The organism is Devosia sp. MC521 (assembly GCF_014127105.1).
Classification (GTDB): domain Bacteria; phylum Pseudomonadota; class Alphaproteobacteria; order Rhizobiales; family Devosiaceae; genus Devosia.
In genome coordinates this window covers 2,970,300-2,995,115 of the sequence record NZ_CP059902.1, presented here as the reverse complement: position 1 = coordinate 2,995,115, position 24,816 = coordinate 2,970,300, and the positions used below count along the sequence as shown (strand labels likewise).

The 24,816-nt window shown below is 58.9% G+C and carries 22 protein-coding genes and 2 tRNA genes; 19 read left to right on the top strand and 5 right to left on the bottom strand.

What is annotated here, in order from left to right; all coding sequences use genetic code 11:
- Positions 1-55 precede the first annotated feature (55 nt).
- The 3 genes from H4N61_RS14400 to H4N61_RS14390 all read left to right on the top strand — a co-directional run bounded on the left by H4N61_RS14400 (position 56) and on the right by H4N61_RS14390 (position 1,651).
- Positions 56-1,252, top strand: a complete 1,197-nt coding sequence (locus tag H4N61_RS14400) for an FAD-dependent oxidoreductase (RefSeq protein WP_169195378.1) — start codon at positions 56-58, stop codon at positions 1,250-1,252.
- A 12-nt stretch (positions 1,253-1,264) separates the two neighbouring features.
- Positions 1,265-1,480 (top strand): FAD-dependent oxidoreductase, encoded by a 216-nt coding sequence (locus H4N61_RS14395; protein WP_282567633.1) that lies wholly within the window; start codon positions 1,265-1,267, stop codon positions 1,478-1,480.
- Positions 1,481-1,575: 95 nt separating this feature from the next.
- Positions 1,576-1,651 (top strand) — tRNA-Phe (locus H4N61_RS14390).
- A gap of 338 nt (positions 1,652-1,989) precedes the next feature.
- Here H4N61_RS14390 and H4N61_RS14385 read toward each other — a convergent pair.
- The 4 genes from H4N61_RS14385 to H4N61_RS14370 form a co-directional block, all read right to left on the bottom strand.
- Positions 1,990-2,733 (bottom strand): fumarylacetoacetate hydrolase family protein, encoded by a 744-nt coding sequence (locus H4N61_RS14385; RefSeq protein ID WP_169195393.1) that lies wholly within the window; start codon positions 2,731-2,733, stop codon positions 1,990-1,992.
- Positions 2,734-2,777: 44 nt separating this feature from the next.
- Positions 2,778-3,413, bottom strand: a complete 636-nt coding sequence (locus H4N61_RS14380) for an exopolysaccharide biosynthesis protein (RefSeq protein ID WP_169195394.1) — start codon at positions 3,411-3,413, stop codon at positions 2,778-2,780.
- A 62-nt stretch (positions 3,414-3,475) separates the two neighbouring features.
- Positions 3,476-4,198 carry a Bax inhibitor-1/YccA family protein gene (locus H4N61_RS14375; protein WP_169195395.1) on the bottom strand — a complete coding sequence of 241 codons (723 nt, stop codon included), beginning with the start codon at positions 4,196-4,198 and terminating at the stop codon, positions 3,476-3,478.
- A gap of 167 nt (positions 4,199-4,365) precedes the next feature.
- On the bottom strand, positions 4,366-5,814 hold the full coding sequence (locus tag H4N61_RS14370) for an FGGY-family carbohydrate kinase (RefSeq protein ID WP_169195396.1): 1,449 nt from the start codon (positions 5,812-5,814) through the stop codon (positions 4,366-4,368).
- A gap of 125 nt (positions 5,815-5,939) precedes the next feature.
- Here H4N61_RS14370 and H4N61_RS14365 point away from each other — a divergent pair, with 125 nt between their 5' ends.
- The 4 genes from H4N61_RS14365 (at position 5,940) to H4N61_RS14350 (ending at position 9,672) form a co-directional block, all read left to right on the top strand.
- Positions 5,940-6,866 carry a substrate-binding domain-containing protein gene (locus H4N61_RS14365; protein WP_169195397.1) on the top strand — a complete coding sequence of 309 codons (927 nt, stop codon included), beginning with the start codon at positions 5,940-5,942 and terminating at the stop codon, positions 6,864-6,866.
- A gap of 41 nt (positions 6,867-6,907) precedes the next feature.
- Positions 6,908-8,431 carry a sugar ABC transporter ATP-binding protein gene (locus tag H4N61_RS14360; protein ID WP_169195398.1) on the top strand — a complete coding sequence of 508 codons (1,524 nt, stop codon included), beginning with the start codon at positions 6,908-6,910 and terminating at the stop codon, positions 8,429-8,431.
- Between the two features lies 1 nt (position 8,432).
- Positions 8,433-9,392: an ABC transporter permease gene (locus H4N61_RS14355; RefSeq protein WP_169195399.1), complete on the top strand. Its 960-nt coding sequence runs from the start codon at positions 8,433-8,435 to the stop codon at positions 9,390-9,392.
- A gap of 204 nt (positions 9,393-9,596) precedes the next feature.
- Positions 9,597-9,672 (top strand) — tRNA-Phe (locus H4N61_RS14350).
- Positions 9,673-9,739: 67 nt separating this feature from the next.
- Here H4N61_RS14350 and H4N61_RS14345 read toward each other — a convergent pair.
- On the bottom strand, positions 9,740-11,059 hold the full coding sequence (locus H4N61_RS14345) for an MATE family efflux transporter (protein WP_169195400.1): 1,320 nt from the start codon (positions 11,057-11,059) through the stop codon (positions 9,740-9,742).
- A 150-nt stretch (positions 11,060-11,209) separates the two neighbouring features.
- Between H4N61_RS14345 and H4N61_RS14340 the strand changes: the two genes are divergently transcribed.
- The 12 genes from H4N61_RS14340 (at position 11,210) to H4N61_RS14285 (ending at position 24,800) form a co-directional block, all read left to right on the top strand.
- Positions 11,210-11,959: a FadR/GntR family transcriptional regulator gene (locus H4N61_RS14340; protein ID WP_182394331.1), complete on the top strand. Its 750-nt coding sequence runs from the start codon at positions 11,210-11,212 to the stop codon at positions 11,957-11,959.
- An 81-nt stretch (positions 11,960-12,040) separates the two neighbouring features.
- Positions 12,041-15,004 (top strand): FAD-binding and (Fe-S)-binding domain-containing protein, encoded by a 2,964-nt coding sequence (locus H4N61_RS14335; RefSeq protein ID WP_182394330.1) that lies wholly within the window; start codon positions 12,041-12,043, stop codon positions 15,002-15,004.
- A 105-nt stretch (positions 15,005-15,109) separates the two neighbouring features.
- Complete coding sequence (locus H4N61_RS14330; RefSeq protein ID WP_169195403.1) at positions 15,110-16,786, top strand: thiamine pyrophosphate-binding protein; 1,677 nt, start codon at positions 15,110-15,112, stop codon at positions 16,784-16,786.
- Positions 16,787-16,801: 15 nt separating this feature from the next.
- On the top strand, positions 16,802-17,860 hold the full coding sequence (locus H4N61_RS14325; protein ID WP_169195404.1) for an amidohydrolase family protein: 1,059 nt from the start codon (positions 16,802-16,804) through the stop codon (positions 17,858-17,860).
- Positions 17,860-18,942, top strand: coding sequence for an amidohydrolase family protein (locus H4N61_RS14320; RefSeq protein WP_169195405.1), 1,083 nt, complete (start codon positions 17,860-17,862; stop codon positions 18,940-18,942). The genes H4N61_RS14325 and H4N61_RS14320 overlap by 1 nt, the downstream gene beginning before the upstream one ends.
- Before the next feature lie 9 nt (positions 18,943-18,951).
- A complete protein-coding gene (locus tag H4N61_RS14315; RefSeq protein ID WP_169195406.1) occupies positions 18,952-19,365 on the top strand; it encodes a Rieske (2Fe-2S) protein in 414 nt (137 codons plus the stop codon).
- 14 nt (positions 19,366-19,379) lie between these two features.
- Positions 19,380-19,700, top strand: a complete 321-nt coding sequence (locus H4N61_RS14310) for a non-heme iron oxygenase ferredoxin subunit (protein WP_169195407.1) — start codon at positions 19,380-19,382, stop codon at positions 19,698-19,700.
- Positions 19,701-19,854: 154 nt separating this feature from the next.
- Positions 19,855-20,961 carry an extracellular solute-binding protein gene (locus H4N61_RS14305; RefSeq protein WP_169195408.1) on the top strand — a complete coding sequence of 369 codons (1,107 nt, stop codon included), beginning with the start codon at positions 19,855-19,857 and terminating at the stop codon, positions 20,959-20,961.
- A gap of 92 nt (positions 20,962-21,053) precedes the next feature.
- Positions 21,054-22,016, top strand: coding sequence for an ABC transporter permease (locus tag H4N61_RS14300; protein ID WP_169195409.1), 963 nt, complete (start codon positions 21,054-21,056; stop codon positions 22,014-22,016).
- A gap of 3 nt (positions 22,017-22,019) precedes the next feature.
- Positions 22,020-22,820, top strand: coding sequence for an ABC transporter permease (locus H4N61_RS14295; RefSeq protein WP_169195410.1), 801 nt, complete (start codon positions 22,020-22,022; stop codon positions 22,818-22,820).
- Complete coding sequence (locus tag H4N61_RS14290) at positions 22,813-23,892, top strand: ABC transporter ATP-binding protein (RefSeq protein WP_169195411.1); 1,080 nt, start codon at positions 22,813-22,815, stop codon at positions 23,890-23,892. The genes H4N61_RS14295 and H4N61_RS14290 overlap by 8 nt, the downstream gene beginning before the upstream one ends.
- Positions 23,889-24,800 carry a 2-hydroxyacid dehydrogenase gene (locus H4N61_RS14285; RefSeq protein WP_169195412.1) on the top strand — a complete coding sequence of 304 codons (912 nt, stop codon included), beginning with the start codon at positions 23,889-23,891 and terminating at the stop codon, positions 24,798-24,800. The genes H4N61_RS14290 and H4N61_RS14285 overlap by 4 nt, the downstream gene beginning before the upstream one ends.
- The last annotated feature ends 16 nt before the right edge of the window (positions 24,801-24,816 follow it).

Sequence of the window (24,816 nt, the reverse complement as noted above, 5' to 3'; positions counted from 1 at the left end):
ACCACCCACGCCGCCTGCGGTTCCGTTGTCATGACGTGATTTTAGGGTGGTCGGGATGAAGCTGACGCGACGGAATGTGTTGCTTGGATCGGGAGCCCTGCTTCTCGCGGGTGCTGGCGCGATCACAATCCCCATGGCGTTGCGTCCGGGCAGTTTGCAGGCGTCGACGTCGCGCGCCCGGCCTGTGAGCGGGCAAGGAACCCTGCCGGCGGAAGCCGATGTGGTCATTATCGGCGCGGGGATCATGGGCGTCTCCACGGCATTCTTTCTGGCCGAAAAAGGCCTTTCCGTCGTCGTTTGCGAAAAGGGTCAAGTGGCCGCGGAGCAATCGAGTCGAGCCTATGGGCAGGTCACCAATTTTGGCCTGCCGCAGGAGGTTGTCGAGCTTGGTCAGCAGAGCAAAATGCTCTGGCAGGGGATGAACGCCCGGATTGGGCAAGATACGAGTTATCGGGCCTACGGGCGGGTGCAGGCTTTCAAGGAAGACAGCGAGATTGAAGAGGCGCGTGCGTGGCTGGCAAAGGCCGAAGCCGTGGCGCCTATTCAGGCTCCTATTCGGGCTCGATTTGTCGAGGGGGCAGAGCTGGAGCAACTGTTGCCCGGGGCGCAATCTGAGTGGAAAGCTGGGTATTATCAAGACGATGATGGCGGGATGGAGCCTGCGTTTGCAGCGCCTGCTGTTGCCGAAGGAGCGATGGCGCGGGGCGTGACCATTGTTACCGAGTGTGCTGTGCGCGGGTTTGAAACTGAGGGTGGGGCGGTGTCCCATGTCATCACCGAAAAGGGGGTGGTGCGGACGAAGGCCTTGGTGGTTGCGGGTGGGAGCTGGTCGCGTCTGTTCCTCGGTAACGCCGATATCAACTTCCCGGTTCTGCCGGTTTACCTGTCCCAGCAACGCATTGCGGGCGTTGAGGGGCCGCCTGCTGTGGGCGCAGCCGGGCGTGTGGTTTGGCGCAAGGAAGTGGACGGGAGCTATTCGAACGGTCCTCGTTTTATGACCGCTCCGATTTTGCGCGATAGCTTCTCGTTACTCTTTGATTTTCTGCCGGTTCTGCCGGAAATGCTCTCCGGTGATACGCCGCTTGATATGACTTTAGGCTCTGATTTGCCGCGGTCTTTTGGCATTGAGCGCTCGTGGAAGCTCGATCAGCAAACGCCGTTTGAGCGGGCCCGTATTGTGGCGCCAACGCATAATGATGGCACGCTGGATGCCTCTTTCGGCTGGCTGAAAGACGAGTTTCCGGCGTTCTAGGAGGGGCGTGTTATCGAGCGTTGGGGTGGCATGGTCGATGTCGCTAAGGACGAGATTCCGGTGATCAGCCCGGTGCCGAGTACGCCGGGACTTTTTGTCATGGGCGGGTTCACTTTCGGCCTGACGCAGGGGCTGGGCGCGGGGGAGCTTATGGCAGATCTCGTTGCCGGGGATGTGCCGAAAATTAACGCCAAGAACTTTGAATTGGCGCGGATCACTGTGGGTTGAAATGTTTCTTTTCCACAGCGGGTGTTCTTGCTTGCGCGGAAAAAAGACATGTCCTATAAGGCCCTCGGTTCGCAGCAATGTTGCGAATTATGGTTGCCCGGGTAGCTCAGTTGGTAGAGCAGCGGATTGAAAATCCGCGTGTCACTGGTTCGATTCCGGTTCCGGGCACCACTTATTTCCCTACATTGAAAACATGATCAGTATAGCTGGTCGCTAGTGCTGTAGGCATGGGCGTTGCTGTGGCTTTTGGCTGGCACTTATGGGCTTGAGCTTGGGCGCGGGATAGGCCGTTGGGGGCTTGTTGATGGCCGCAAACGAGGCGGCTACGTGCGCTAAAGCTTGAGACATGTTGGGGATTTCAAACTGCGCAGTTGGCGCGGTGCTGGCCGTCGAAGTCCGACTGGCGGTTTCTCGATAATACCTCAAATTGATAGGGCGGGGATGGCGCTCAAAACTAAGGGCTACACCGAGGTGCAGCCCTTGAGAAAATGCGTGACGTCTAAACTGGATTAGACGAGCGTTGCGGTGATGGTTTCAAAACCAGGTGCGGTGATGGTGATGGTCTTGCCGTTGAGCGGTAGAGCGCCAATGCGCGCGCCGGTGATGATCACATCGCCAGCCTTGAGTGGGGTGCCGCGCGAAACGGCGTGGTTGGCGAGCCAAGCGAGCGAGCGCAGCGTGCGTTCGGTGGTTGGGCCTTCGGTGACCTTGCCAATGGACGCGCCATCAACCAGCAGATCCATGTCGAGCGTGCCCAGTTCGGCCAGATCGCCAAAGGAGCGGGACTTGCCGAAAATGACAGCGCCATTGCTCTGGAAATCGGCAATACCGGCGAGCGATGGGGTGGCTGCTGGATTGGCAAAGCGGGGTCCGAGGATTTCGATGGCCAGCTGCGTGGTGCCAATGGCGGCGAGCACGTCGTCTGGGCCATAGGTGCCATCAAACGCTGGTAGGTCGCTCTTGAGCGTCACCGCAACTTCAGCCTCGACAAGCAGAGCGGCTTTGGTGTTGAGCGCGATTGCGTCGCCCGCTGGGAAGACGAAGCTGGCAGGAATAGGGGAGGCAAGTGGCTCAGCGTCGGCAGGATAGGGCTGCACTTTCCATGCGCCAATCGGGCCGAGCGCGGCGACGACTTCTGACTGCACCACATAGGCCTCAGCCCGGTCTTTGGGGACTAGGTTTTCGTCGAGGGTTTCGATCAGTGTTCCGGCATTATGCTGGGCAAGCAGAAGATTGGACAAGGCGAGCGACATAGAATTTCCTCGTGGTCTAGCGCGCGGGGGAGCGGGTTTGGCGATCAGAATATGGCCGTTAAGGCCAGCCAGGCGGCGAAGGCAAAGGCTGCAACGACGCCTGAAACGATAATGACTGAAACTATGGCTGTGACCGTGCCTGCGATGACCCATAGGCCATCACGCTGGATGAGCCCGAGCGCCAGAATGCAGATGGCAATGGCGGGGAGCATGTTGCCGAGCGGAATGGGCAGGAACAGCACTATCGCCAGAACGAGCATGATCGCGCCGATGATGTATTCGGCGGGCGGCTTGGTCAGGACAGTGAGGCGCGGGCGCATGAGGCGCTCGGCCTTTGCCAGCCACGGGCCAATTTTATTGAGGATGCGGGCGAAGTCGGCCCGCGCAAACGAGCGGTCAGCGATCAGGGCAGGCAACCAAGGGGCGCGGCCCAGCATGAGCTGCGCGGCCAGAAACAGCAGCGGCGCACCCAAAACGCCCGAAACGCCGGGTGGCACGGGGATGGTGTTGGGGACGGCGAAAACAAAGAGCATGGCCGCAATGGCCCGCTGGTCGAGTTCGGCTAGAAGATCGCGAATGAAGATGCGGTCACGGTCGGTGCGGTCCGCGATCCGCTGCAGAGCGGTAGAGAGGCTATAGGCTTCGTCGGTAACGCGCGCGCTGGGATCTTCATTCAACATTGGCAATCCTTGGCCGAAAGGAGGAGCGCTGTAAGATCAATACCCTACAGCGCGCCAAAAGATTAGTCCTCTTGTTGCCCGGTCAGGCTGAGCAGCAGTTGGAAGATATTGATGAAGCTGAGGTAGAGCGAGAGCGCTCCCATCACAGCGAGCTTCTGATTGCCTTCAACGCCGTTATGTTCGGAATACTGGTCCTTGATCGACTGGGTATCCCAAGCCGTGAGGCCGAGGAAAACCAAGATGCCGATGATCGAGACCGCGAACTGCAGGACGCTCGAGCCGAGGAAAATGTTGACGATCGAGGCGATGACCACGCCGATCAGACCCATGATCAGGAAGGAGCCGAACTTAGCCAAGTTCGCCTTGGTGGTGTAGCCGTAAAGGCTCATCACGCCGAACATAGCAGCGGAGATGAAGAAGGTGCGGGCAATGCTCGCGCCGGTGAAGTTGAGGAAGATCGAGGCCATGGAGAGGCCCATGATGCCGCAGAAGGCCCAGAACATGGCCTGTGCCGCACTGGCTGAGAGCGTGTTGATCTTGAACGAGAAGAACATCACGAAGCCCAGTGGGGCGAACATCACCACCCACTTGAGCGGCGACGAAAAGATCGGGACATAGAGCGCTGGCGTGTTGCCAACGAAGAAGGCAACCAGCCCGGTGATGACCAAGCCCAGACCCATATAGTTATAAACGCGCAGCATGTGCTGGCGGAGGCCTTCGTCAAAAGCGGCGTTGCTCTGGGTCGCGGCCGCAGTGCCCCACCGCATATTGGGCTGAGATGACATCTTATTGGTACTCCATTCAAATATGCTTTCAGCGCGTGTGAGCGCCGCAATCACTGGTTTTGGTTTATCTCGTGAATTGACAAGGGCATAGGCTAAAGGCGCGCGGAAGTTCAGAAATTTGGATTTTCCGGCGGCACGCGCTGTGTCACGCCATTTCAGACCCTTGCTTACGCGAAATTGAGCGCTTTCATCTGCTGGTAGAGCGTTCGGAATTGGCCGTGGCGGGCAGCGTAAAACGCTGAGTTGGCGGCATTGGGCACAAAGGTTTTGTCGAAGTGGACGAGACTGCGGACGGCCGCAGGCAGGGAGGCGAAAACCTGGCTGCCAACGCCAGCGATAATTGCCGCCCCGAGCGCTGCGGTGGCGTCGCCGCTGGCGCGCTCAAGCGGGATGCCCAAGACATCGGCGCGAATTTGACACCACAAATCGGACTGTGCGCCGCCCCCGCCAATGCGCAGGGTTTCGGGTGTGAGATCGGCTGAGCTGATGAGGGCTTCAAGCGCCCAGCGGGCTGAGTGGGCGACCCCTTCGAGCACGGAAATTGCCATGTCTCCCGGCGTGGTGGCCGAAGAGAGATTGGCGAAAACACCGCGCGATTGCGCATCCCAGATCGGGGCGCGTTCGCCTGCCAGATGGGGAAGGAAAAGCGGGGTTTGGGCGGTGATGTCGACATCTCTCGCCAGTGCCGCCAACTCGCCGATGGGGCGATTGAGGAGGCCCGAAAGCCAGGTGAGCGAAGCGCCACCCGACTGAGTGGGGGCAGCATGCATACGAATGCCCTGATAGGGCGGGAAGAGAATGACGCCGGGGGTTGGCACAATTGTGTTGGAGACAATGCCCATCACTTCGCTGGTGCCGGATTGGTACATGGCGTCGCCGTGTTCAGCGACGCCGCAGCCGAACATGCCTGCCCAAGCATCCATGGCGCCAACGCAGACGGGTGCACCGGCGCCGGGAAGTCCGGCGCTCACCGTGCCGACGACGTGTTCATAGGAAAAGAGCGGGGGGAGGCGCGCCTCGGCGCCGGGGAGCAGATCGAGCAGCTCGGAGACATAGGCGCCAGCCTCGTTGACGAGGCCGACAGCGGCCACAGGATCGGACGCGAGTGCGCCTGTGAGTTGGAGAGCAATGTAGTCTTTGGGGAGCAGGACCTGCCAAGTCTGGTTCCAAACTTCAGGTTCGGTGCGGGCAATATAGGCCATGCGCGAGAGAGCGTGGCTGGCGTCAATCGGCACGGGGCCGCCGAACCATTTGGTTTTCTGTTCGGTGGTGACGGCGGCGTCGACCTTGGCGGCATCGGTGGCGGCACGGGTGTCTTGCCATGTGAGGGCTGGGCGCAGTGCCTTCCTGTCTTTGCCAACAAACACATGAGAGTTGACCTGCGAGGTGAGGCCAATGCCCGCTAGCTCAGACAAATCCGCGACCTTGGCAAATTGGGCGAGGGCGGCGAGGACACTTTCCACCCAAGTATCGGGGGATTGCTCGGCTTTGCCGGCCTCTGACCGATCCATTGGGTGGGCGCGCGAAAAGCTCGAAATTTGCTGGCCGGAGGCATCAATGAGGATGGCTTTGGTCGCGGTTGTCCCGACGTCAATACCGATTAGGGTCAGGGCCATGCTCGTCTCCGTCCAATTCGCTACTTGCTCAGCGCTATTTGGCTCATATAGTGCCCCCACCACAAAGGAAAACAACCGTAGGCAATTGGTTTGCCTCCGGAAATTATGTGGAGGGAATTTTTCCAATGTCGCGCACAAAGCTCGCCGTATCCGGCTTGGCTCTTACGCTTGCAGTTTTGTCTTCGAGTGCCGCATTCGCCGCGAGCAAGGTGGCGATTGTCACCCCTTATATGGCGCAGCCGGGCACGCAATTTTACGTTGAAGCGTTCCAAGACTATGCCGAGGGGCAGGACTGGGATGTCAACGTCATCGACACTGCAGGCGACGTCGCCGCTGTCATCAGCCGCATTGAAGATCTCGTCATTCAGGGTGTTGATGCCATTGTGATCAACGTTGACCCGGCACAGGTGACCGCAGGGCTGCAGACCGCCAAGGACGCTGGCATTCCGGTGTTCGGCATGGATGCGGGCGCAGATAGCCTGCTTGTGACCAATGTGACCTCCAATGGCTACGCCATGGCAGCGGAAACCTCGACCTATGTTGCTGATCGTATCGGCGGCGAAGGCAATGTGGTGATGTTCATCTTTGAAGCCTTCCCACCGGTGCAGGTGCGTGGCGTAGTGGCGGATGCCGTGTTTGGCAACTTCCCCGATATCAAGGTGATCGACCGCGTAACCCCAGACGTGTCGGACGGCGGTATCGCCGATAGCCGCGCCAAGATGGAAGCAATCCTTGCGGCAAACCCAGAGCCAGGCAGCATCAAGGCTGTGTGGGCGGCTTGGGATCAGCCAGCACTGGGCGTGCTGCAGGCGATTGAAGCGGCTGGTCGCGAAGGCGAAGGCATCATCATCACCGGGATCGACGCCAACCCACAGGCCAAGGAAGCGATTGCTGCTGGCGGCAATTTCGAAGCTTCGGTGGCGCAGGACTTTGCGGGGATTGGCGCGGCAACCGCAGACGCAGTTGCGCGTGTTCTTGCCGGCGAAGACATCCGCCAGTCGGCGATTTATGTGCCAACCAAGCTCGTAACTTCGGCAAACGCTGCCGAATAAGTTGCGCGGGCTCAAATTTCCGCGTTAAGGGAGTGGCCATTATGGCCTCTCCCACTCCGCTTCTTTCCGCGACCCGAGTTACGAAATCCTACGCGGGCGTGCCTGCGTTAAAAGGGGCGGACCTTGTGGTCGCTCCCGGCGAAATCCATGCGCTTATGGGCGAAAATGGCGCGGGGAAATCGACGCTCATCAAAATTCTCGCCGGGGTGGTGACGCCCGATAGCGCTGAGATCCGTGTTGATGGCGCGCTGGTGAGCATCGAGGGTACTAAGGCGGCCTATAATCTGGGCCTGCGATTTATCCATCAGGAATTCAATGTTGTGCCGACCCTGTCGGTGGCCGAGAACATTTTCATTGGCCGCGACTATCCGCGCCGGGCGGGTGTTTTTGTCGATTGGGCTGCGCTGAACTCGGAAGCGCAACGGGCGCTGACGCGGCTGGGGATCGACCATATTGATCCGCGCCGCACGCTGGGCGAGCTGTCGCTGGGCGATCAGATGTTGGTGCGTATTTCGGCGGCGCTGCTCGATGACGCCAAGGTCTATGTGCTCGACGAGCCGACGGCGGCGCTGACGCGCGACGAGAGTGAGAGGCTATTCAAGGTTTTGCGCGAGATTCGCGCATCGGGCAGCTCGGTCCTTTATGTGTCGCACCGGCTCGATGAGATTATGGCGCTGTGTGACAAGGCCACGGTTTTGCGTGATGGCACCTCCATCGACAGCGGCGCGATGAGCAATATTACGCAGGACGATCTCATTGCCATGATGATCGGACGGCGGGTGGACGAGGCTTTCCCAAAGGCGGTGTCGCAGCCGGGCGAGGGCGAGGCCTTTGCGGCTCAAGGGCTGATGGCCAAGGGTATTGGAGCGATTGAATTTGCGGTCCGTCCCGGGGAGATTTTCGGCATTGCCGGGCTTTCCGGTTCGGGGCAGGGCGAATTGATCCGGGCGCTGTTTGGCGACCAGAAGATCACGAGCGGGCGCTTAACCCTCGACGGAGTGGCTTATGCGCCGAAATCGCCGGGGGCGGCCTGGGAAGCGGGCGTTGCCTATGTGCCACGCGAGCGACGGGCTGAGGGGCTGTTCATGCAGCGCCCGATCTATGAGAACATTACCGTTGCCCATTTGAAGCGCCATAGCGCGGCGGGGGTGTGGCTCAAGCCGGGGCATGAGAAGGCCTATGCGAGCGAAACCGGCGCGGCGATGCGCTTGAAGGCGGCCAGTGTTGGCCAGCCCGTTTATGAGCTCTCCGGCGGCAATCAGCAGAAGGTTGTCTTTGGTCGCGTGGTGGCGGGGCCGCCAAAACTGCTGCTCTTGGAAGAGCCGACGCGCGGCGTCGATGTGGGCGCCAAGTTTGATATTTACACCATCCTGCGCGATCTGGCTGCCAAGGGCACGGCCATTATTCTGGTGTCGACCGATCTGCCTGAGCTTTTGGGCATGAGCGACAGGATCGCGGTGATGCGCGAGGGGCAGTTCGACACCATTGTCGATGCCGAGGAGCTCGCCGAAGACACTCTTATCAATCTTTGCTACGGCCGGGCCTCCGGCGTGAAGGTGGCCTAATATGCAGCACATTCGTCGCTACGGCACGCTGATCGGCTTTATCGCTATCGTTCTGTTCTTCTCGATCATGCTGCCGGGTACATTCCCGACCGCGCGCAACTGGCTCAATATCACCCAGCAGGTGTCGATGTTGATGGTTGTGGCGGCGGGCATGACCATTGTCATGACCATGGGGGATTTTGACCTCTCGGTGGGCTCGACTGCCTCGCTGGCGGGGATTGTCGCCGCGCTGATGATGGCGGCGGGGATGCCGGTGAGCATGGCTGTGCTCGGGGCGCTGGCGATTGGCCTGCTTGGCGGGGTGGTCAATGGCGTGATGGTGAGCTTTGTCGGGATTTTGCCCTTCATCGCGACGCTGGCGACGATGACGATGTTCTCAGGGCTGGCCTTTGTCGTCAGTGGTGGCAAGACGATTTCGGGGCGGGCCATTCCGGAAGAGTTTGGCACATTTGCGCGTGGGGGCATTCCGCTGGGCGAATGGGGCGGGGTGGCGATCAGCCTGCCGAACCTCTCCATTATCGCGATTTTGGTGGTCTTTGCCGTGTGGGTGCTGCTGGAGCAGACAACGTTCGGTCGTCGCCTCTATGCCATTGGCGGGAATATGGAAGCGGCGCATTTGGGCGGCATTCCGGTCAAGCGGTTGCGCACGATTGCCTTTGCGCTCACCGGTTTTGCTGCGGCGGTGGGGGGCATTATGTATGCCAGCCGCGTGGCATCGGCCAATCCGGTGCAGGGCTCGGGGCTGATGCTCAATGCGATTGCGGCGGTGTTTTTGGGCTCGACCATGTCGCGCCATGGTGAGCCGCGTATTCTGGCGACAGTCGTGGGCGTGTTGGTGCTCGGGGTGTTGGACAATGGGCTGACGCAGATGAGCGTTGATAGCTATATCCGCCAGATTCTGGTGGGGGCGCTCATCTTGCTGGCGGTGGGCATGGGCTCGCTGAGCAAGGCTCGACGCTGAGCCAGCGCAGACACGAACCAAACGCCGCGTTGACGATGCGGCGTTTTTTGTTGATTGCGGGGCAGTTGGCGGCGTTGTGGGCGGCAAAATGATGGAAGCCTGTGGACAGCGAAAAAACTTGTGTTCACACACGCGTCTAGCAATTGCGAAGCGCGAAATGATGCCCTAGAAAGCGGGTGTTCGCAGACGTAAGGCGAGCAGGTTGCCCGGGTAGCTCAGTTGGTAGAGCAGCGGATTGAAAATCCGCGTGTCACTGGTTCGATTCCGGTTCCGGGCACCACTTTTTCCCTCACAAAATTCAAAACGTTTCAAGCGATGCCGGTTTTGGCGTTTGTGCGGCTTTGCGCCTAGAAATGGGTCTGCATTTGGTGGCGTAGGCGCATGGCGAGAAGCAGGCCGCGGGACGCCATAAAGCTGACGAGGGCGATCCAAAGGCCGTGGTTATGCCAGAGCGGGATGATCGTGGCGGTGAGGCCGAAGAAGATCAGGGCCGACGCGAACATCATGTTTCGCAGATCGCGCGACCAGCTGGCGCCGATAAAAACACCATCCATGAGGAAGGCGAGGAGGCCTGCAATCGGGATGAGCAAGGTCCACCAATAATAGGTTGAGATAAGCTCGGACACCGTTTCGTTCGGCGACATGGTGGAGATGAGGACATCTTTGCCAAGGAGCAGAACAGCGACATAAATTGCCGTCGCTATGGCGCTGAATTTGGCGGCCAGAGCAATGGCGGCCTTAAAGCCCGCTGCATCGCGCCCGCCGACAAAGCGGCCCGAAAGCTGCTGGGTTGCTGTCGCCAGCCCATCCATCACCGCGCCGGACATATAAAAGACGGTCATCAACACGGCATTGGCAGCCATGACGTCAGGCCCGAAACTCGCGCCGATGCTGGTGAACGAGGCCAAGACGATAATGAGCGCGAGTGAGCGCAGAACCATATCGCCATTGACGAGCAGCATGCGACGGACCGCTGTCCAGTTCGGCACGGCGGCAAAGGCGCGTCGCCAATTTGGACGCAGTTGGGCCGTGAGCAGTGCGGCTCCGAAGAGTGCGGTGAGCGTTTCCGCGCAAACAGTGGCAAAGGCCGCGCCTTGTAGTCCCCAATTCAGATGCCAGACGAAAAAGATCGAGAGGGCGATATTGCTCAGGTTGAGCACGAGTTGCAGAGCGAACCCCTTGTGCATCTCGCCTCGCCCGAGCACCCAGCCGGTGAAGCAATAGGTGAGGAGCAGCATGGGCGCTGACCAAACACGAATGCTGAAATAGGTCGCTGCGGCTGCGCGGATCTCGTCGCTGAGACCCATCAGGCCGAGTCCGAGATGCTCAGCGGGAACCTGCAGTCCGATGGCGAGAAGGCCCAAGGTGAGGGCGATGACAATGGCCCGGAGGGGAACGGCCAGGGCTTCGCTGGTGTCTCCGGCGCCAAGGGCCTGAGCGGTCATGCCTGTGGTGGAGGAGCGCAGAAAGTTGAGGCTAAAAAAGAGGAAGTTCAGGAGGATATTGGCGGCGGCGACGCCGCCGAGCAATGCTGTGTCGCCAAGGGGCGCGAGTACTGCCAGGTCAACCGCACCGACGAGCGGCGTCGACATCGACGCCAACATGACGGGGGCGGCCATGACCAAGAGCGTGCGTGCAGTGACTTGTGGCTGCCGGCGGTCATGCATGTGCTCGAAGTCCAAAATCGCTAAATTGGTCGTGTGGTCATATCACCTGATAAAAACTTGCCATATAGTGGGTTATGGTTTTCTTTTCGCTGGCTGTGCTGGGCAAGAGCGCGTATTTTGCGAGCTGGACAAAAGAATTTGGGGGCGGGGATGGCAGATAACGGTGGAAGCGCCGGTGGTGTGAGTCAGTTATCTCGCCGTGTTGAAAAGAGTCCAACGCTCGTCGAGGAAGTTACCACTCGACTATTAGCCGATATTCGCACTGGCAACTTGCAGCCAGGCGCGCGCCTGCCAACCGAACGCGAAATGATGCAGCAACTGGGCGTGTCACGAACAGTGATCCGCGAAGCCGTTGCGCAATTGCGTGCGAGCGGCGTGGTGACGACGCGTCAGGGGCTTGGTGCCTTTGTGTCGGCCGGTGCCCATCACCGGACTTTGCAGATTTCTCCCAATGACATGAAAGTCGTGGGCGACCTGATCAATTTGAATGAGCTGCGACTGGCGATCGAGGTCGAGGCGGCAGCGCGTGCGGCGGCACGGGCCAGCGCTGAAAGCATAGAACGCCTGCGCACAGCTCTGGACGATATTTCTGCAGCGATTGATCGCGGTGAAGACGGCGCCGAGGAAGATTTCCGGTTCCACCAAGCGGTAGCGGAAGCATCTGGCAATCCACATTTTCCTCGAACCCTGGATTTCCTCGGCCAGTATAGCGTGCCGCGCCGAGCGACCAATGTTGGGGGCGTGAAAGACGCGTCCTATCTCAGTCGACTTCAGAACGAGCATCAGCAGATTTTTGATGCGATCAACGATGGCAATGCCAATGCTGCGCGTGATGCGATGCGCCAGCATCTCGAAGCGAGCTTGGCGCGGCTAGGGCGGTTGGCGCAGCAGGCACTCTAACGTCGAGCGGACGACGATGCTGGCTGAAACACCGTTTTCTGGGGCTTGAGATCGGGTCGTCGTACAAGTAAAGCTGGGCCCATGATACCAGCTGTAAAATCGCCCGATGTGATGGCCGTGAGCTATCAAAACTTCCTCGATCACCTCAGGGTTGCGGGATTTTCGGGTGATTTGGAAACGGGCTTAGGTCATCGCCTTGTCCAGTCGACGGACAACTCGATCTATCAAATCGTTCCGGACGCTGTCGCTTACCCGCGTAGCATAGCCGATTTGCAACTGATCGCCAGTCGTGCGCGCGAGGAGCAGCATCGTTCGATCATCCTGCGGCCTCGTGGCGGCGGCACCGGGACCAATGGTCAGTCGCTGGGCAATGGGGTGATTGTTGATATGTCTCGGCATATGAACAAGATCTTGGCGATTGACCCGGTCCGCCGCGTTGCCATTGTTCAACCCGGCGTCGTCAAGGATCAGCTGCAAAAGGCGCTCAAGCCTTACGGTCTGTTTTTCCCACCTGAACTCTCAACCTCTAATCGGGCGACGATTGGCGGGATGATCAGCACGGACGCCTCGGGGCAGGGATCTGTGCTTTATGGAAAAACCAGAGATCACGTTCGCGCGGTCAAACTGGTGTTGAGCGATGGGTCTGTACTCGATACGGGCGCGCATGGCGATTTGGACCTCGCGCAGGAACTCGACGCGCTGGAAAGAGACGTTGCTGAGCGCTGGCTGCGCGATGTGCCTCAGCTTAATCGCAATGTGACCGGCTATGATCTGGGGCATCTGCGCAAAGCCGATGGTTCGCTGGACTTGAACTCGGTCATCTGCGGTTCTGAGGGGACGCTCGGGCTCATCGCCGAGGCCGAGTTGGCGTTGACGCCTATTCCGGACCATATGGGTCTTGTGACCATCGTCTATGCGGATTTTGTGTCCATGCTGCGGGAAACAAAGAAGTTTCTCGGTTTTGGTGCGGCGTCGGTCGAGGTGGTGGATGAGCGCGTTCTTGGGCTGGCGCGAACCGATGCGGCCGGGGAGAAAGTCGCGCATTTCTTTAAGCCAAGTGCCGATGGGCGATTTGGCAGCGCCTGCATGGTCGAATTTGTCGCTGATAGCGCCGATGGGCTCGAGCAGCAGATGTTGCGCCTTGTTGAAGCGGTCAAAGCCGATGGGCAGTATTTGTCATTGGCGACCACAAATTCGCGCGCCGATATTGCCGATATATGGGCGATGCGGAAACGCGCAGTGGGCATATTGGGCAATGTGACGGGGACGAGCGCCCCGGTTGCCTTTGTCGAAGATACGGCGGTTCCGCCCGATCAACTGGCTGACTATATTCAGGAATTCAGGGCCCTGCTTGATCGTTTCGGGCTTGGTTATGGCATGTTTGGGCATGCTGATAGTGGCGTTATTCACGTCCGCCCGGACATGGATCTTTATGTGCCCGAGCGCCGCGAGCAGGTGCAGGCCATTTCTGACAGTGTCTATGCGCTGACTCAGAAATATGGCGGGGTGCTGTGGGGCGAGCACGGCAAGGGCGTGCGCGGGGCCTATACGCGCGCGTTCTTTGGAGAGCTTTACCCTGCGATCCAGCGCGTGAAGGCGCTGTTTGATCCGCATGAGCAGTTCAATCCGGGAAAAATTGCCAGCAATTTCGGCCCCCTGACAGATGTTGGGGATGTGCCGATGCGGGGCGAGCGCGAAGCGGGCTTGGCCCGGGCGCATAGCGATGGCTATAGCCGTGCGCTGACGTGCAATGGCAATGGCGCGTGCTTCGACTTCGAATTTGACGCGCCCATGTGTCCGAGCTGGAAGGCGACGCGCGATCGCCGCCAATCGCCTAAGGGCCGCGCGACTTTGGTGCGCGAGTGGCTGCGCTTGGTGCAGGCGGAGGAGGGCACTCAGTCCGGTACGCGGTCTCGGTCATGGCGTCCGCGCCTGTTTGCGTGGGGCAGCAAAGGCGCTGACTTTTCTCATGAGGTGAAGGCGGCGCTCGACACCTGCCTTGGGTGTAAGGCGTGTAAGGGCACTTGTCCGGTTAAGGTCGATGTGCCGGCGTTTAAGTCGCGATTTTTGGAACAATATCATACGCGCTATTGGCGGACGCCGGCTGATCGGTTGATCGCTGAGATTGAATTGTTCTTGCCTCTTCTGCCGCTCGTTGCGCCGGTTTATCGCCTCATGGCGAATACCAAACTGGGGCAATCTGGCTTGCGGCTCTTGGGGCTTGAGGCGCTGCCTTCTTTGCCTAAAACACTGCTGAAAAGTGATCTGGCCGAGCGTGGGGTCGGGGCCTTGTCTCCACCGGACATCGGGGCCCTGTCGCCGCGTGAGAGGCAGGATCTCGTTGCTATTGTGCCAGATGCCTTTGTGGCGATTTTTGAGCCCGCGCTGTTGTTGGATCTGGTCGATCTCTTGCAGGGCTTGGGCTTCCGGCCGTTCATTGTGCGGGTGCAAAACGGCAAGCCATTGCATGCCAAGGGGTTGCTGAAGCGTTTTGACGCCGTGGCGCGTCGGACCGCGGCGCGGTTGCGCGCTTACGATGCGCTCGGTGTGCCGCTGATCGGTGTCGATCCGGCGATGACTTTGGTCTATCGCGATGAATATGCGCCGATTGTCGACGGCGCGGTGAATGTGAAAACCATTGAAGAGTTTCTCTCGCAGAATCTTCATCGTCTGGCGGATGCGCGTCGTGATGCGGGGGCGATGAAGGCACGTTTGGCCAATCATTGTACCGCTACGTCGAACCTCTCTGCCTCGTCGCGGCAGTGGGGTGAGGTGTTGGCGGCAGCTGGGATTGCCGCGCAAACGGAAAGTCTGGGCTGTTGCGGCATGGCCGGGACCTTTGGGCACGAGGCCAAGAACCGGCGCCTGTCGCAGCAGATTTATGGGCTCAGCTGGCGGTCTCGCGTTGAAGAGCCGTCTCTTGAGGCAGGCGAGCTGGTAGCGACCGGCCTTTCGTGCCGGTGCCAGGCGGAAAAAGAGAGCGATGCGCGTCTGCGGCATCCGGTTTCGCTGATTTTGGAGCAGTTGCGCGCACGGGGCGCATGAGCGGAGTTTTCAACGCGCGGCGGTCATGGCCTTGACACGGATCATTTGTACGATAACCATATAACCAATGATAATGCCTCAGTGTTTTAAAGAAGGGCAGGACGAATGGTAGTGCGTACTGGCGGCCGTATTCTGGTTGATCATCTCATCGCTTACGGTGCCAAGGTGAGCTATTGCGTTCCTGGCGAGAGTTTTCTTGGTGCGCTCGACGCATTTTACGACAGTGCTGAGCAGATTTCTCTCATCGCCTGCCGTCACGAAGGTGGCGCTGCGAACATGGCTGAGGCCTATGGCAAGCTGACCGGCGAGCCGGGCATTTGCTTTGTCACGCGCGGTCCGGGCGCGACCAATGCCTCCATCGGTCTGCATACGGCGCGCCAAGATTCGACGCCGATGGTTCTGTTCATTGGCCATGTTTCGCGCGAGCAGATTGGTCGTGAAGCCTTTCAGGAAATTGACTACCGACGCATGTTTGGCGAAGTCGCCAAACACGTGGAGCAGATCGACGACACCAAGCGGATACCCGAGGTCGTGGCGCGCGCTTTCGCCATCGCAACGAGTGGCCGCAAGGGCCCTGTGGTTGTGGTGCTGCCGGAAGATGTGCTCACCGAATGCGTGGACGTGGCCGATGTGCCGCGCCCAGCGCGCGTTTCAGCAGCGCCGACCTCGCAGGCAATTGATCAGCTTTTGGCCGATTTGAGTGCAGCGGAGCGACCACTGATGGTAGTGGGGGGCTCTGGCTGGAATGATGAGGCACGCGTGCAGGCACAGAGGTTTGCGGAAGCTTATGGCTTGCCTGTGGTTGCGGGTTTCCGGTGTCAGGATCGGTTCGATAACGCGCATCCTCTCTATGTCGGAGAGCTCGGGACATCGGTGACGCCGGACCTTAAGGCGCGCGTAAGCCAAGCTGATTTCCTGCTGGTTGTGGGGGATCGCCTCGGCGAAATGACGACGGCCGGCTACACGATTATTGCGTCACCCGTCCCGACGCAGAAGCTTGTGCATGTCCATGCTGGCGCCGAAGAACTTGGCCGCGTGCACCATGCGGATCTAGCGATCAATGCCGATGTTGCGGCGTTCTTTGATGTTCTTTCGGCAGCGCCTGTGGTTGAGCATAACGACTGGGCCGAATGGGCCGAGGCGGGGCGTGCGGAATTTGAAAAGGGTCGCGTGGCGCGTGCGTTTGGCACGGAGCTCGAGCTTGGTGCGGTGATGGAGCAGCTGAGTGCTCTGGCCGATGACGATGCGATTTTCACCAATGGGGCCGGGAATTACACGGCTTGGCTGCAGCGTCATTATCTCTTCCGCCAGTATCCGACCCAGATCGCGCCACTGAGCGGGGCGATGGGCTATGGCGTGCCAGCGGCTATCGCGGCGAAGTCTCTTTTCCCCGATCGTCAGGTCTTCTGCTTTGCCGGTGACGGCTGCTTCATGATGACCTCGCAGGAAATCGCGACGGCCATGCATTATGGTCTCAACCCGATCTTTATCGTGTTTGATAACGGCATTTACGGCACCATCCGCATGCATCAGGAGCGGGAGTATCCGGAGCGTGTTGTGGCGACGGAATTGACCAATCCTGATTTCGCCGCTTATGCCCGTTCCTTCGGTGCACGCGGAATAACGGTGAATAAGACCGAGGAATTCACGCCTGCGCTGCAGCAGGCCTTGGCAAGCGATGTTCCGACCGTGCTTCATCTAGTCATACAACCTGATGTCGTGTCTGTTCGGGCGCGGTTGTCGGAGATTCGCGCTGCGTCGCTCGCCAAGGCGACGGCTTAAGTGCAGGAGATGAAAATGGCGTACAACACCATCGACTGTGATGTTCATCCGGCCATTAGCGGGTTGCAGGATCTGCTGCCCTATTACGATGACTATTGGCGTGACTTTGTCTCGATGCGTGAGCTGAACGGCATGGATTTGGGCATTTACCGCCCGTCTTTGCCTTTGAGTGCGCGCCCAGATTGGCTGGGGACTGAACCGCGCGCGGGGGCGAGCCTTGATGTGCTTCAGGGGCAGCTGCTCGACCCGTTCAAGGTCGATATCGCCATTTGCACCGTGCTCAATGGCGCGTCGTCATTCTTCAATCCCTATTTCGCAGCGGCGACGTGTAAGGCCAGCAATGATTGGCTGATCGAGAATTGGTTGGCCAAGGATGCGCGCCTGCGCGGCTCGATCATGGTGTCGATCCAAGACCCAGATCTGGCCGCAGAAGAAATTGAGCGCCTAGCGGGCGATCGTCGCTTTGTGCAGGTGGTGATGCCTGTGGCTGGCGATATGCCCTTTGGACGCCGCTATTATTGGCCGATTTATCGGGCTGCGGCCAAGCATGGCCTGCCAATCGCGATCCATCCGGGTGGCGGTGGTCGCTACCAGCAGAGCTATATCGGCAATCACTCTCTCTATCTGGAAGACTATGCGTTGCAGGCGTCGACCATGGCGCACCAGATGTTGAGCCTGATCTACGAAGGCGTTTTCTCGGAGTTTCCGGACCTCAAGGTGGTGATGCTGGAATCGGGTGTGACCTGGGTTCCGTCCTATCTGACCGACGCGGAAAACAAGTGGATGGCGCTGCGCCGTGAAGTGCCGTGGGTTGATAAATCTCCATGGGATTACGCGCGCAAACACTTCCGTTTCACCACCCAGCCGTTTGATGCGCCAAACAATGGCGAGATCGTCAATCGGGTCATCGACATGCTGGGTTCTGAGGACATGCTGTTGTTCTCCACGGACTATCCGCACTTCCAGTTCAACGGCGACAACGCCTTGCCAACTGGCCTGAGTGACGAGCGGATCGCTCGCCTCAAAAGCATAAATCCACTCGCAACTTATTCGCGTTTGTCTGAGGCGGTCTGATGAGCTCTCCAACCTCTCCTGTTCAGAACGGCATCGTTGACTGCGATATCCATCCTGTCTGCCCGCCTGAGTTGCTGAAGACCTTCCTGCCCGCCAAGTGGCACGAAATGCACGACCTCTATCGCGGGGCGTCGAAGGGACCATTCTTTGGCCTCGACCCCTATGCCGGTATCGAGCCGAACATTTCCCGTCGCGACGCTTATCCGCCGGGTGGTGGCATTCCGGGGACTGATCTAGCGTTTATGCAGGAGCAGTATCTCAATCCGCATAATGTCGAGATTGGCCTTTTGCAGCCTTTGTCGCCGACCGGTGGCATGCAGCGCCATTTGGATCTGGGCGTGGCCATGGCCTCGGCCGTCAACGATTGGCAGCTGGAACGCTGGTCGCAGGAAGACAATCGCCTGCGCACCTCGATCACGGTCACGCAGGATCATACAGAGGCAGCGGTTGAGGAAATCAATCGCCTCGGCAAGAACCCGCTGGTGGCGCAGGTTGGGCTGTTGCAGCGCAATACTGAACCGGCTGGGCGTCGTCGCTATTGGCCGATTTACAAGGCAGCTGTTGAGCATGGCTTGCCGATTGGTGTGCATGTGGGCGGCAATGGCGGCACGCCGCCAATGGGCAATGCAGGCTGGGCCTCCTATCACGTGCAGCAGCACCAGCTGACGCATGGTGGTTTCACCGCCTTTGCCATGAGTATGATCATGGAAGGCGTGTTCGAGGAATTCCCTGACCTCAAGCTTTTGCTGGTGGAAGGGGCGTTTACCTGGGTGCCGTCGACGCTGTGGCGCTTGGACAAGCTCTGGGAAACCATGCGTTCGGAAGTGCCGAACCTCAAGCGCAAGCCTTCGGAATACTTCGCCTCGAACGTCTATGTTTCGACCCAGCCTATGGACGTTTACAAGAACCCGGCGGACCTGCGTCAAATCATGGAATGGGTTGGTTGGGACAATCTGTGCTTCGCATCGGACTACCCGCATTGGGACTTTGACGATCCGCGTTACGTGTTCACCTTCCCACTCTCGGCTGAGGAGCGCCGTAAGGTGTTCTCCGATAACGCCCGCAAGTTCCTGCGTCTCTAGGAGGTTCTGATGGCGAAATACGTTGTTGCCAAGGTCGGTGATATTGCTCCAGGCGCGCAGCTCGCATTCAAGGCGGGTGGTCGTCCGATCGTCGTATATAATCTCGATGGCGAATATTTCGCCCTGCTGGACAAGTGCCCGCACCAAGGTGCGCCGCTGAGTTCGGGTGTGCGCTCTGGTCTGGCGGGCCATGATGGTCCGGGCCGTCCGTGCATGAAACGTCAGGGTGAGATTGTCATGTGCCCCAACCACGGTTGGGAGTTTGACATCCGCACGGGGCAATCATGGTTCGACCCGGCGAACACCAAGGTGAAGACCTATTTCAGCGAAGTTGCCTCCGGCAATGAAGTTGTAAAAGGCCCCTATAAGGCTGAGACTTTTGAGGTTTCGGTCGATGATAACTATATCGTTGTGTCTGTCTAAAGAGCTGTTTGCGTATGTCGTCTAGTGTTCGTGTTGCTGCTGTCGCCGATGTCTCCGAGGGGGAAATTCTCAAGGTGTTTGTTGGGGATCGTCAGATCGCCCTGTACCATATGCCCGGCGGCGAATTCCGAGCCACTGACGACCTCTGCTCACACGGCCAAGCCTTCTTGTCTGACGGCTGGCTGACCGATGAAGGCCATGTTGAATGCCCATTGCATGGTGGGTGTTTCGATACGCTGACTGGGGAGCCCACTTTGGCGCCCTGCGAGGTGGCAATTCGGGCCTACAAGGTCCGGGTTGAAGGAGAAGAGATTCACGTCGAACTGGCTGATTGAAAAGAGAATTTCTAATCAGCGGTAAGGCTTGGATTTCTATTCTAGGGAACGCACCAAGGTTAGTCGTCCGTCAACTGGTACGATAACCCGACGTGTATTAGCGTGTCAGAATTGGGGAATTCCGACACGCATTAGAGGGTGAGAGGATAATAAGATGAATTTCAAGCTGAACCGCCGTGGATTTTTGAAGGCTGGTGCTGCGACGCTCGCCGCCGGCTTGGCGATGCCCGCCCTGATCGGCCGCGCACACGCCGCAGGCGTGGTCAACATTGTTGGTCACGACTCTTACGTGCCGAAGGACCTGCGCGAGAAGTTCACGCAGGAAACCGGCATCGTCATCAATCTGCGTTCGACAACCGATCAGTCGCAGATTTTCAATCTGCTGGCTGCCGAAGGTGATCAGCGCCAGACCGATATGTCGATCATCGCGGGTCACCGCATGTTCGCTTACATCGCCACCGATTATCTGGCCGAAATCGACGAGTCCAAGCTTCCGGGCATGTCCAAGATCAACCCGGTCTACCGCGATGCGGACGCTCAGTTCATTCAGGGCAAGCGCTACGGCATTCCTGTCCTGACTGGTTTTGCCATGATGGCAAGCCGCAAGGGCGTGGTTGCGCCGGAAGACACCGAAACCTGGGAAACCATTTTCGGCGACAAATATGCCGGTCGCGTCACCCTGCGTCCGGGCAGCGCGCTCTATGCAGCCATGTTCCATCTTGGTTTGCAGGATGTCTGGACCGGTTACAACGGTGACTCTGCTGCCGTCGAAGCCATGCTCAAGGAATGCCGCGAATATGCCATTTCCCGTAAGCATGTTCTGCGCAAGTGGTATGATACCACTGCTGAATTCCAGCAGCTCTATTTCGGCAATGAAATTGATGCGGGCATGGGCTTTACCGAAACGGCAATGCTTCTTGCCGGTGCAGACAGCAGCGTTCAGCCGGGCATTCCGGTCGAAGGTACGACTGGCTGGACCTACAACTACTCGCTGTTCAAGAATTCAGCGAACCAGGAAAACACTTATAAGTTCATCGACTTCTTGCTGCAGCAGGAGAGCATTGGCTCGTCGATGACCCGTTCGTCTGGCAGCCTGTCGACCTTCCTTGATGCGACATCGGGCCTGACCGAAGCGGAAGCTCAGGCGATCCAATTCTCGGATGAACAGCTCCAGCGCATTACCTGGCTCGACGTGAAGGGCGCCGACGACAACCGTTACGGCTTGCTCGATCAGTACGGCGCTGGCTTGCGCGAAGCTTGATGCAAACACCTGCGCAGCTGAAAAGCTGCGCAGGTCCCTGCGGCCCCCACGCATGTCTCGGTCTTTGATATGCGAAAGATATAGAGCAGACTATGAGCTCAACAGTTGTCGCCACAAAGCGCCGCAGCGAAGGGAAGGTCCACTGGTCGTACCTTCTCATGTCCAACACGCCTTACCGCGCGCTTTCCGGTTTCCTCAATCGTAACCTGAAGCTGGCCTCCATCCTTATGGTGGTGCTTCCTGTTGCTTGGCTCGTTCTGTGGAACATTTTTCCGCTGGGACAGATGCTCAATATCAGCCTGCTCCAGCAATATCCTGTGCCCGCGGGACAGTCTGAAGTCCGGACTTTTGAGCATTACCTGCTCTTGTTTACCGACTACACGGTCTATCTGCCGTTCCTAAGGACAATGGGCTTTGCCGTTGTGGTGTCGTTCGTCGCGCTCGTGCTGATGACGCCGCTGGCCTATTTCATTGCCAAGAAAGTGCCGAAGAACTGGCAGGTGCGCCTCTTGCTTCTGGCCATGGTCCCATCGTGGGTGGGCGAGCTTATCCGCGTGTTCTCCTATGTGCTGATTTTTGCCTCGAACGGCGCGATCAATCTCGTGTTGATGTGGGCCAATTTCATCGAGCGCCCGATCCCCTTTCTCTACACTTGGTTCTCGCTGGGGGCAGGGATGCTGTATGTCGTGGCGCTGTTCATGCTCGTGCCGCTTTATGCTGCCATCGAGAAGATCCCAAGCAATGTGCTTGAAGCCGCTTCAGACCTCGGCGCCAATGGCATTACCCGCTTTTTCAAGGTGACGCTGCCGCTTATGCGCGATGGTATCGCGACGGGTGTGACGCTGGTTTTCCTGATTACGACCGGTGTTTATACCGTGCCGATGATCCTTGCTGGCACAGATAGCAATCTGTTTGCGCAGGTCATCGCCTCCTACTTCCATGAATCCAGCCTGACCTGGCCACGCGGCGCAGCGCTCGCGATCATCCTGTTTGTCAGTGCCTTGATCATCAGCGGCGTTCTGCATTCGCTTCTGCGCGCCAAGAAGAAGTACTGATCGATGAAGTTCTTCACCAAACTGACGCAAAACTGGAGCTGGCTCGGCTTCGCTTATGCGGCCTTTGCCTTCTACCTCCTCAGCCCGCTCATGATCGTCGTGATGATGAGCTTTAAGGATGGCGTTTTCCTCGGCTTCCCGATTGAGAAGTGGACCACGCGTTGGTTCCTCGAAGTTGCGCAAGATCGCGAGTTTCACAGCGCGCTGGGCCTGTCGCTCTACATCGCGGTGATCTCGACGCTGATTGCGCTGATCGTCGGCGTTTGGGTGGCGGTGCTGTTGGCCCGCGCCAAGCTTTGGGGCCGCCCAATTATTTTCGCACTGGCCTGTATGCCGCTGGTTGTGCCGTCAATCGTTTCGGCCATTTCGCTGCGCATCTTTGCGCAGTCGGTGGGCATCCCGCCTGGCACGACAGCAATCATCATGGCGCATGCGATCCATAGCGTGCCCTACATGACCTTGATGGCGCTGACCCGTCTCAATGGGATGCCGAAGAACATTACCGAAGCGGCGCGCGATTTGGGGGCGGATAGCTTCGTCACCTTCGTGCGCGTGACACTGCCCTATCTTATGCCAGCGCTGATCGGCGGGACGGTGTTCTCAATGCTGTCGAGCTTTGACGACTTCGTCCGCTCGTTCTTCTTGGGCGGCTACAACCCGACACTTCCTGTCCTGATTTACGGCCGCATTTTCTCCGGTCTCACGCCTAGTCTGGCGGCTATGTCCACCATGATCCTCGTCGTGACGATTTGTATTGGCCTCTACACCGAGCGCATGGTTCGCAGAAGGATGAACAATGGCTAACGTTCTCAAGGTTGACGCCGTCACCAAAGAGTTTTCTGATTTCGTCGCCGTTAAGTCGCTGTCGCTCGAATTGAAGTCTGGCGAGTTTGTCACCCTGCTTGGACCATCGGGCTGCGGGAAGTCGACGACGCTGCGTATGGTGGGTGGGTTTGAAGAACCGACCAGCGGCAAGATTTACATTGAGGGCGTGGATTCAACGAATATCCCGCCGCATAAGCGCAATGTGAACATGGTGTTTCAGGACTATGCTCTGTTCCCACACCTGACCGTTCGGCAGAACGTTGCCTTCGGCTTGCAGCTCAAGGGCCTGCCGGAAGCCGAGGTTACGGCGCGTGTTGATGAACTGCTCAAGCTGGTTCAGCTCGACACCATGCATCGCCGTATGCCCAGCGAATTGTCTGGCGGTCAGCGCCAGCGCGTGGCTTTGGCGCGTGCGCTTGCGCCGAACCCGCCATTGCTGCTGCTCGACGAACCGCTGGGGGCGCTCGACGCCAAGCTGCGCCGCGAAATGCAGGATGAACTGCGTCGCTTGCAGCGCGCTACAGGCAAAACCTTCGTTTTGGTCACCCATGATCAGGAAGAAGCGTTGACGATGTCCGACACGATTGTGGTGATGAACGAGGGGCGCATCGAACAGATGGGCTCGCCGGAGGAGCTCTACAATTTCCCACGGACCGAGTTCGTGGCCCGCTTTATTGGCGAGATGAACTTCCTGCCGGTTCAAGTCAAAACGCTGTCAGATGGTTTGGCCAATGTGGCCTGGGGGCAGTTCGATTTGCGCGCTGTGCCGGTTTCGGCGGACGTGAAGATTGGCTCGAACCTCATCGGCGTGCGTCCAGACAAGATCACGCTGCATGCCAACCAGCAGGGCGTGGGGCAGGACAATATGCTTACCGGCCGTATCGAAGACCGCGTCTTCCGCGGCAGCTCTGTCCATTACACCGTTGAGGTCAACGGCGTTCGCTTCGCTGTCACCGCGTCAGCCGAGCAGAATTTTGCCGCTGGTGATCAGGTGGTTATGGCCTGGAGCACCCAAAATACCCTTCTCATGAACACGGCAGAAGCTAAGTGATCGAACTTCTCGCGCTCATCAAAATTCCATCGCCTGCGGCTGAGCGTATTGCTGAGCATTTTACTGTGCACCAGCTGCCCGAAGAGGGTGAGGCGCGCAGCGCTATGTTGGCCGAAGTGGGCCCGCGCATCCGCGGGATCGTGACCGGCTCGCGCGGCTATGTGCGCGAAGAGCTGCTGGAGCAACTGCCCGCGCTGGACATTATCGCCTGCTACACGGCCGGTGTTGATCCTATCGACGTGGAAGCGGTCAAGCGTCGTGGCATTGCGTTGTTCAACAACTCTGCGGCGCTGAACGACACGGTTGCGGATTTGGCGCTGGCGCTGTTGCTGGGTATCGCCCGCGATATCACCGGGGCCGATGCGCATGTGCGGGCCAATCTGTGGCCGGAGCGCCGCTATCGTCCGGGCAATCTCTTGCGTGGGCGCAAGGTGGGTATTGTTGGGCTCGGCGGCATTGGCCTGCAGATCGCGCATCGCTGCGCGGCGTTTGGCATGGAGGTCGCGTACTACGGCCCGCGTCCGAAGGACGTCGACTACCGCTATGAAGCGGATCTGCTTGAGCTTGCAAAGTGGTCTGACACTTTGATGCTGTCCTGCCCGGGTGGCCCGGAGACGCAGAACATTATCAACGCGGACGTCTTGGCGGCTTTGGGGCCGGGCGGATGGTTGGTCAATGTGGCGCGTGGGTCTGTGGTCGACGAGGCGGCGCTAATTGCGGCGTTGCAGAACGGCACGATCGAACGGGCAGGCCTGGATGTGTTCGCCGATGAGCCGCGCGTTCCGGCAGAGCTGATGCAGCTAGACCGTGTGGTGCTGAGCCCCCATCAGGGAAGCTCCAGCGTCGAAGTGTTGCCGCTGCGCGCCGAGATCATTCTGGGCCAATTGCGCGACCATTTTGGCAACTGACAAAGAGCGGCCTCTT

Bases quoted from the DNA above. Each gene is read 5' to 3' on its own strand.
- H4N61_RS14290 (WP_169195411.1), top strand. From the start codon at position 22,813: ATGGCTAACGTTCTCAAGGTTGACGCCGTCACCAAAGAGTTTTCTGAT.
- H4N61_RS14355 (WP_169195399.1), top strand. From the start codon at position 8,433: ATGCAGCACATTCGTCGCTACGGCACGCTGATCGGCTTTATCGCTATC.
- H4N61_RS14335 (WP_182394330.1), top strand. From the start codon at position 12,041: ATGATACCAGCTGTAAAATCGCCCGATGTGATGGCCGTGAGCTATCAA.
- H4N61_RS14295 (WP_169195410.1), top strand. From the start codon at position 22,020: ATGAAGTTCTTCACCAAACTGACGCAAAACTGGAGCTGGCTCGGCTTC.
- H4N61_RS14315 (WP_169195406.1), top strand. From the start codon at position 18,952: ATGGCGAAATACGTTGTTGCCAAGGTCGGTGATATTGCTCCAGGCGCG.
- H4N61_RS14360 (WP_169195398.1), top strand. From the start codon at position 6,908: ATGGCCTCTCCCACTCCGCTTCTTTCCGCGACCCGAGTTACGAAATCC.
- H4N61_RS14300 (WP_169195409.1), top strand. From the start codon at position 21,054: ATGAGCTCAACAGTTGTCGCCACAAAGCGCCGCAGCGAAGGGAAGGTC.
- H4N61_RS14310 (WP_169195407.1), top strand. From the start codon at position 19,380: ATGTCGTCTAGTGTTCGTGTTGCTGCTGTCGCCGATGTCTCCGAGGGG.
- H4N61_RS14365 (WP_169195397.1), top strand. From the start codon at position 5,940: ATGTCGCGCACAAAGCTCGCCGTATCCGGCTTGGCTCTTACGCTTGCA.
- H4N61_RS14325 (WP_169195404.1), top strand. From the start codon at position 16,802: ATGGCGTACAACACCATCGACTGTGATGTTCATCCGGCCATTAGCGGG.
- H4N61_RS14385 (WP_169195393.1), bottom strand. From the start codon at position 2,733: ATGTCGCTCGCCTTGTCCAATCTTCTGCTTGCCCAGCATAATGCCGGA.
- H4N61_RS14330 (WP_169195403.1), top strand. From the start codon at position 15,110: ATGGTAGTGCGTACTGGCGGCCGTATTCTGGTTGATCATCTCATCGCT.
- H4N61_RS14340 (WP_182394331.1), top strand. From the start codon at position 11,210: ATGGCAGATAACGGTGGAAGCGCCGGTGGTGTGAGTCAGTTATCTCGC.
- H4N61_RS14320 (WP_169195405.1), top strand. From the start codon at position 17,860: ATGAGCTCTCCAACCTCTCCTGTTCAGAACGGCATCGTTGACTGCGAT.
- H4N61_RS14380 (WP_169195394.1), bottom strand. From the start codon at position 3,413: ATGTTGAATGAAGATCCCAGCGCGCGCGTTACCGACGAAGCCTATAGC.
- H4N61_RS14400 (WP_169195378.1), top strand. From the start codon at position 56: ATGAAGCTGACGCGACGGAATGTGTTGCTTGGATCGGGAGCCCTGCTT.
- H4N61_RS14305 (WP_169195408.1), top strand. From the start codon at position 19,855: ATGAATTTCAAGCTGAACCGCCGTGGATTTTTGAAGGCTGGTGCTGCG.
- H4N61_RS14370 (WP_169195396.1), bottom strand. From the start codon at position 5,814: ATGGCCCTGACCCTAATCGGTATTGACGTCGGGACAACCGCGACCAAA.
- H4N61_RS14375 (WP_169195395.1), bottom strand. From the start codon at position 4,198: ATGTCATCTCAGCCCAATATGCGGTGGGGCACTGCGGCCGCGACCCAG.
- H4N61_RS14345 (WP_169195400.1), bottom strand. From the start codon at position 11,059: ATGCATGACCGCCGGCAGCCACAAGTCACTGCACGCACGCTCTTGGTC.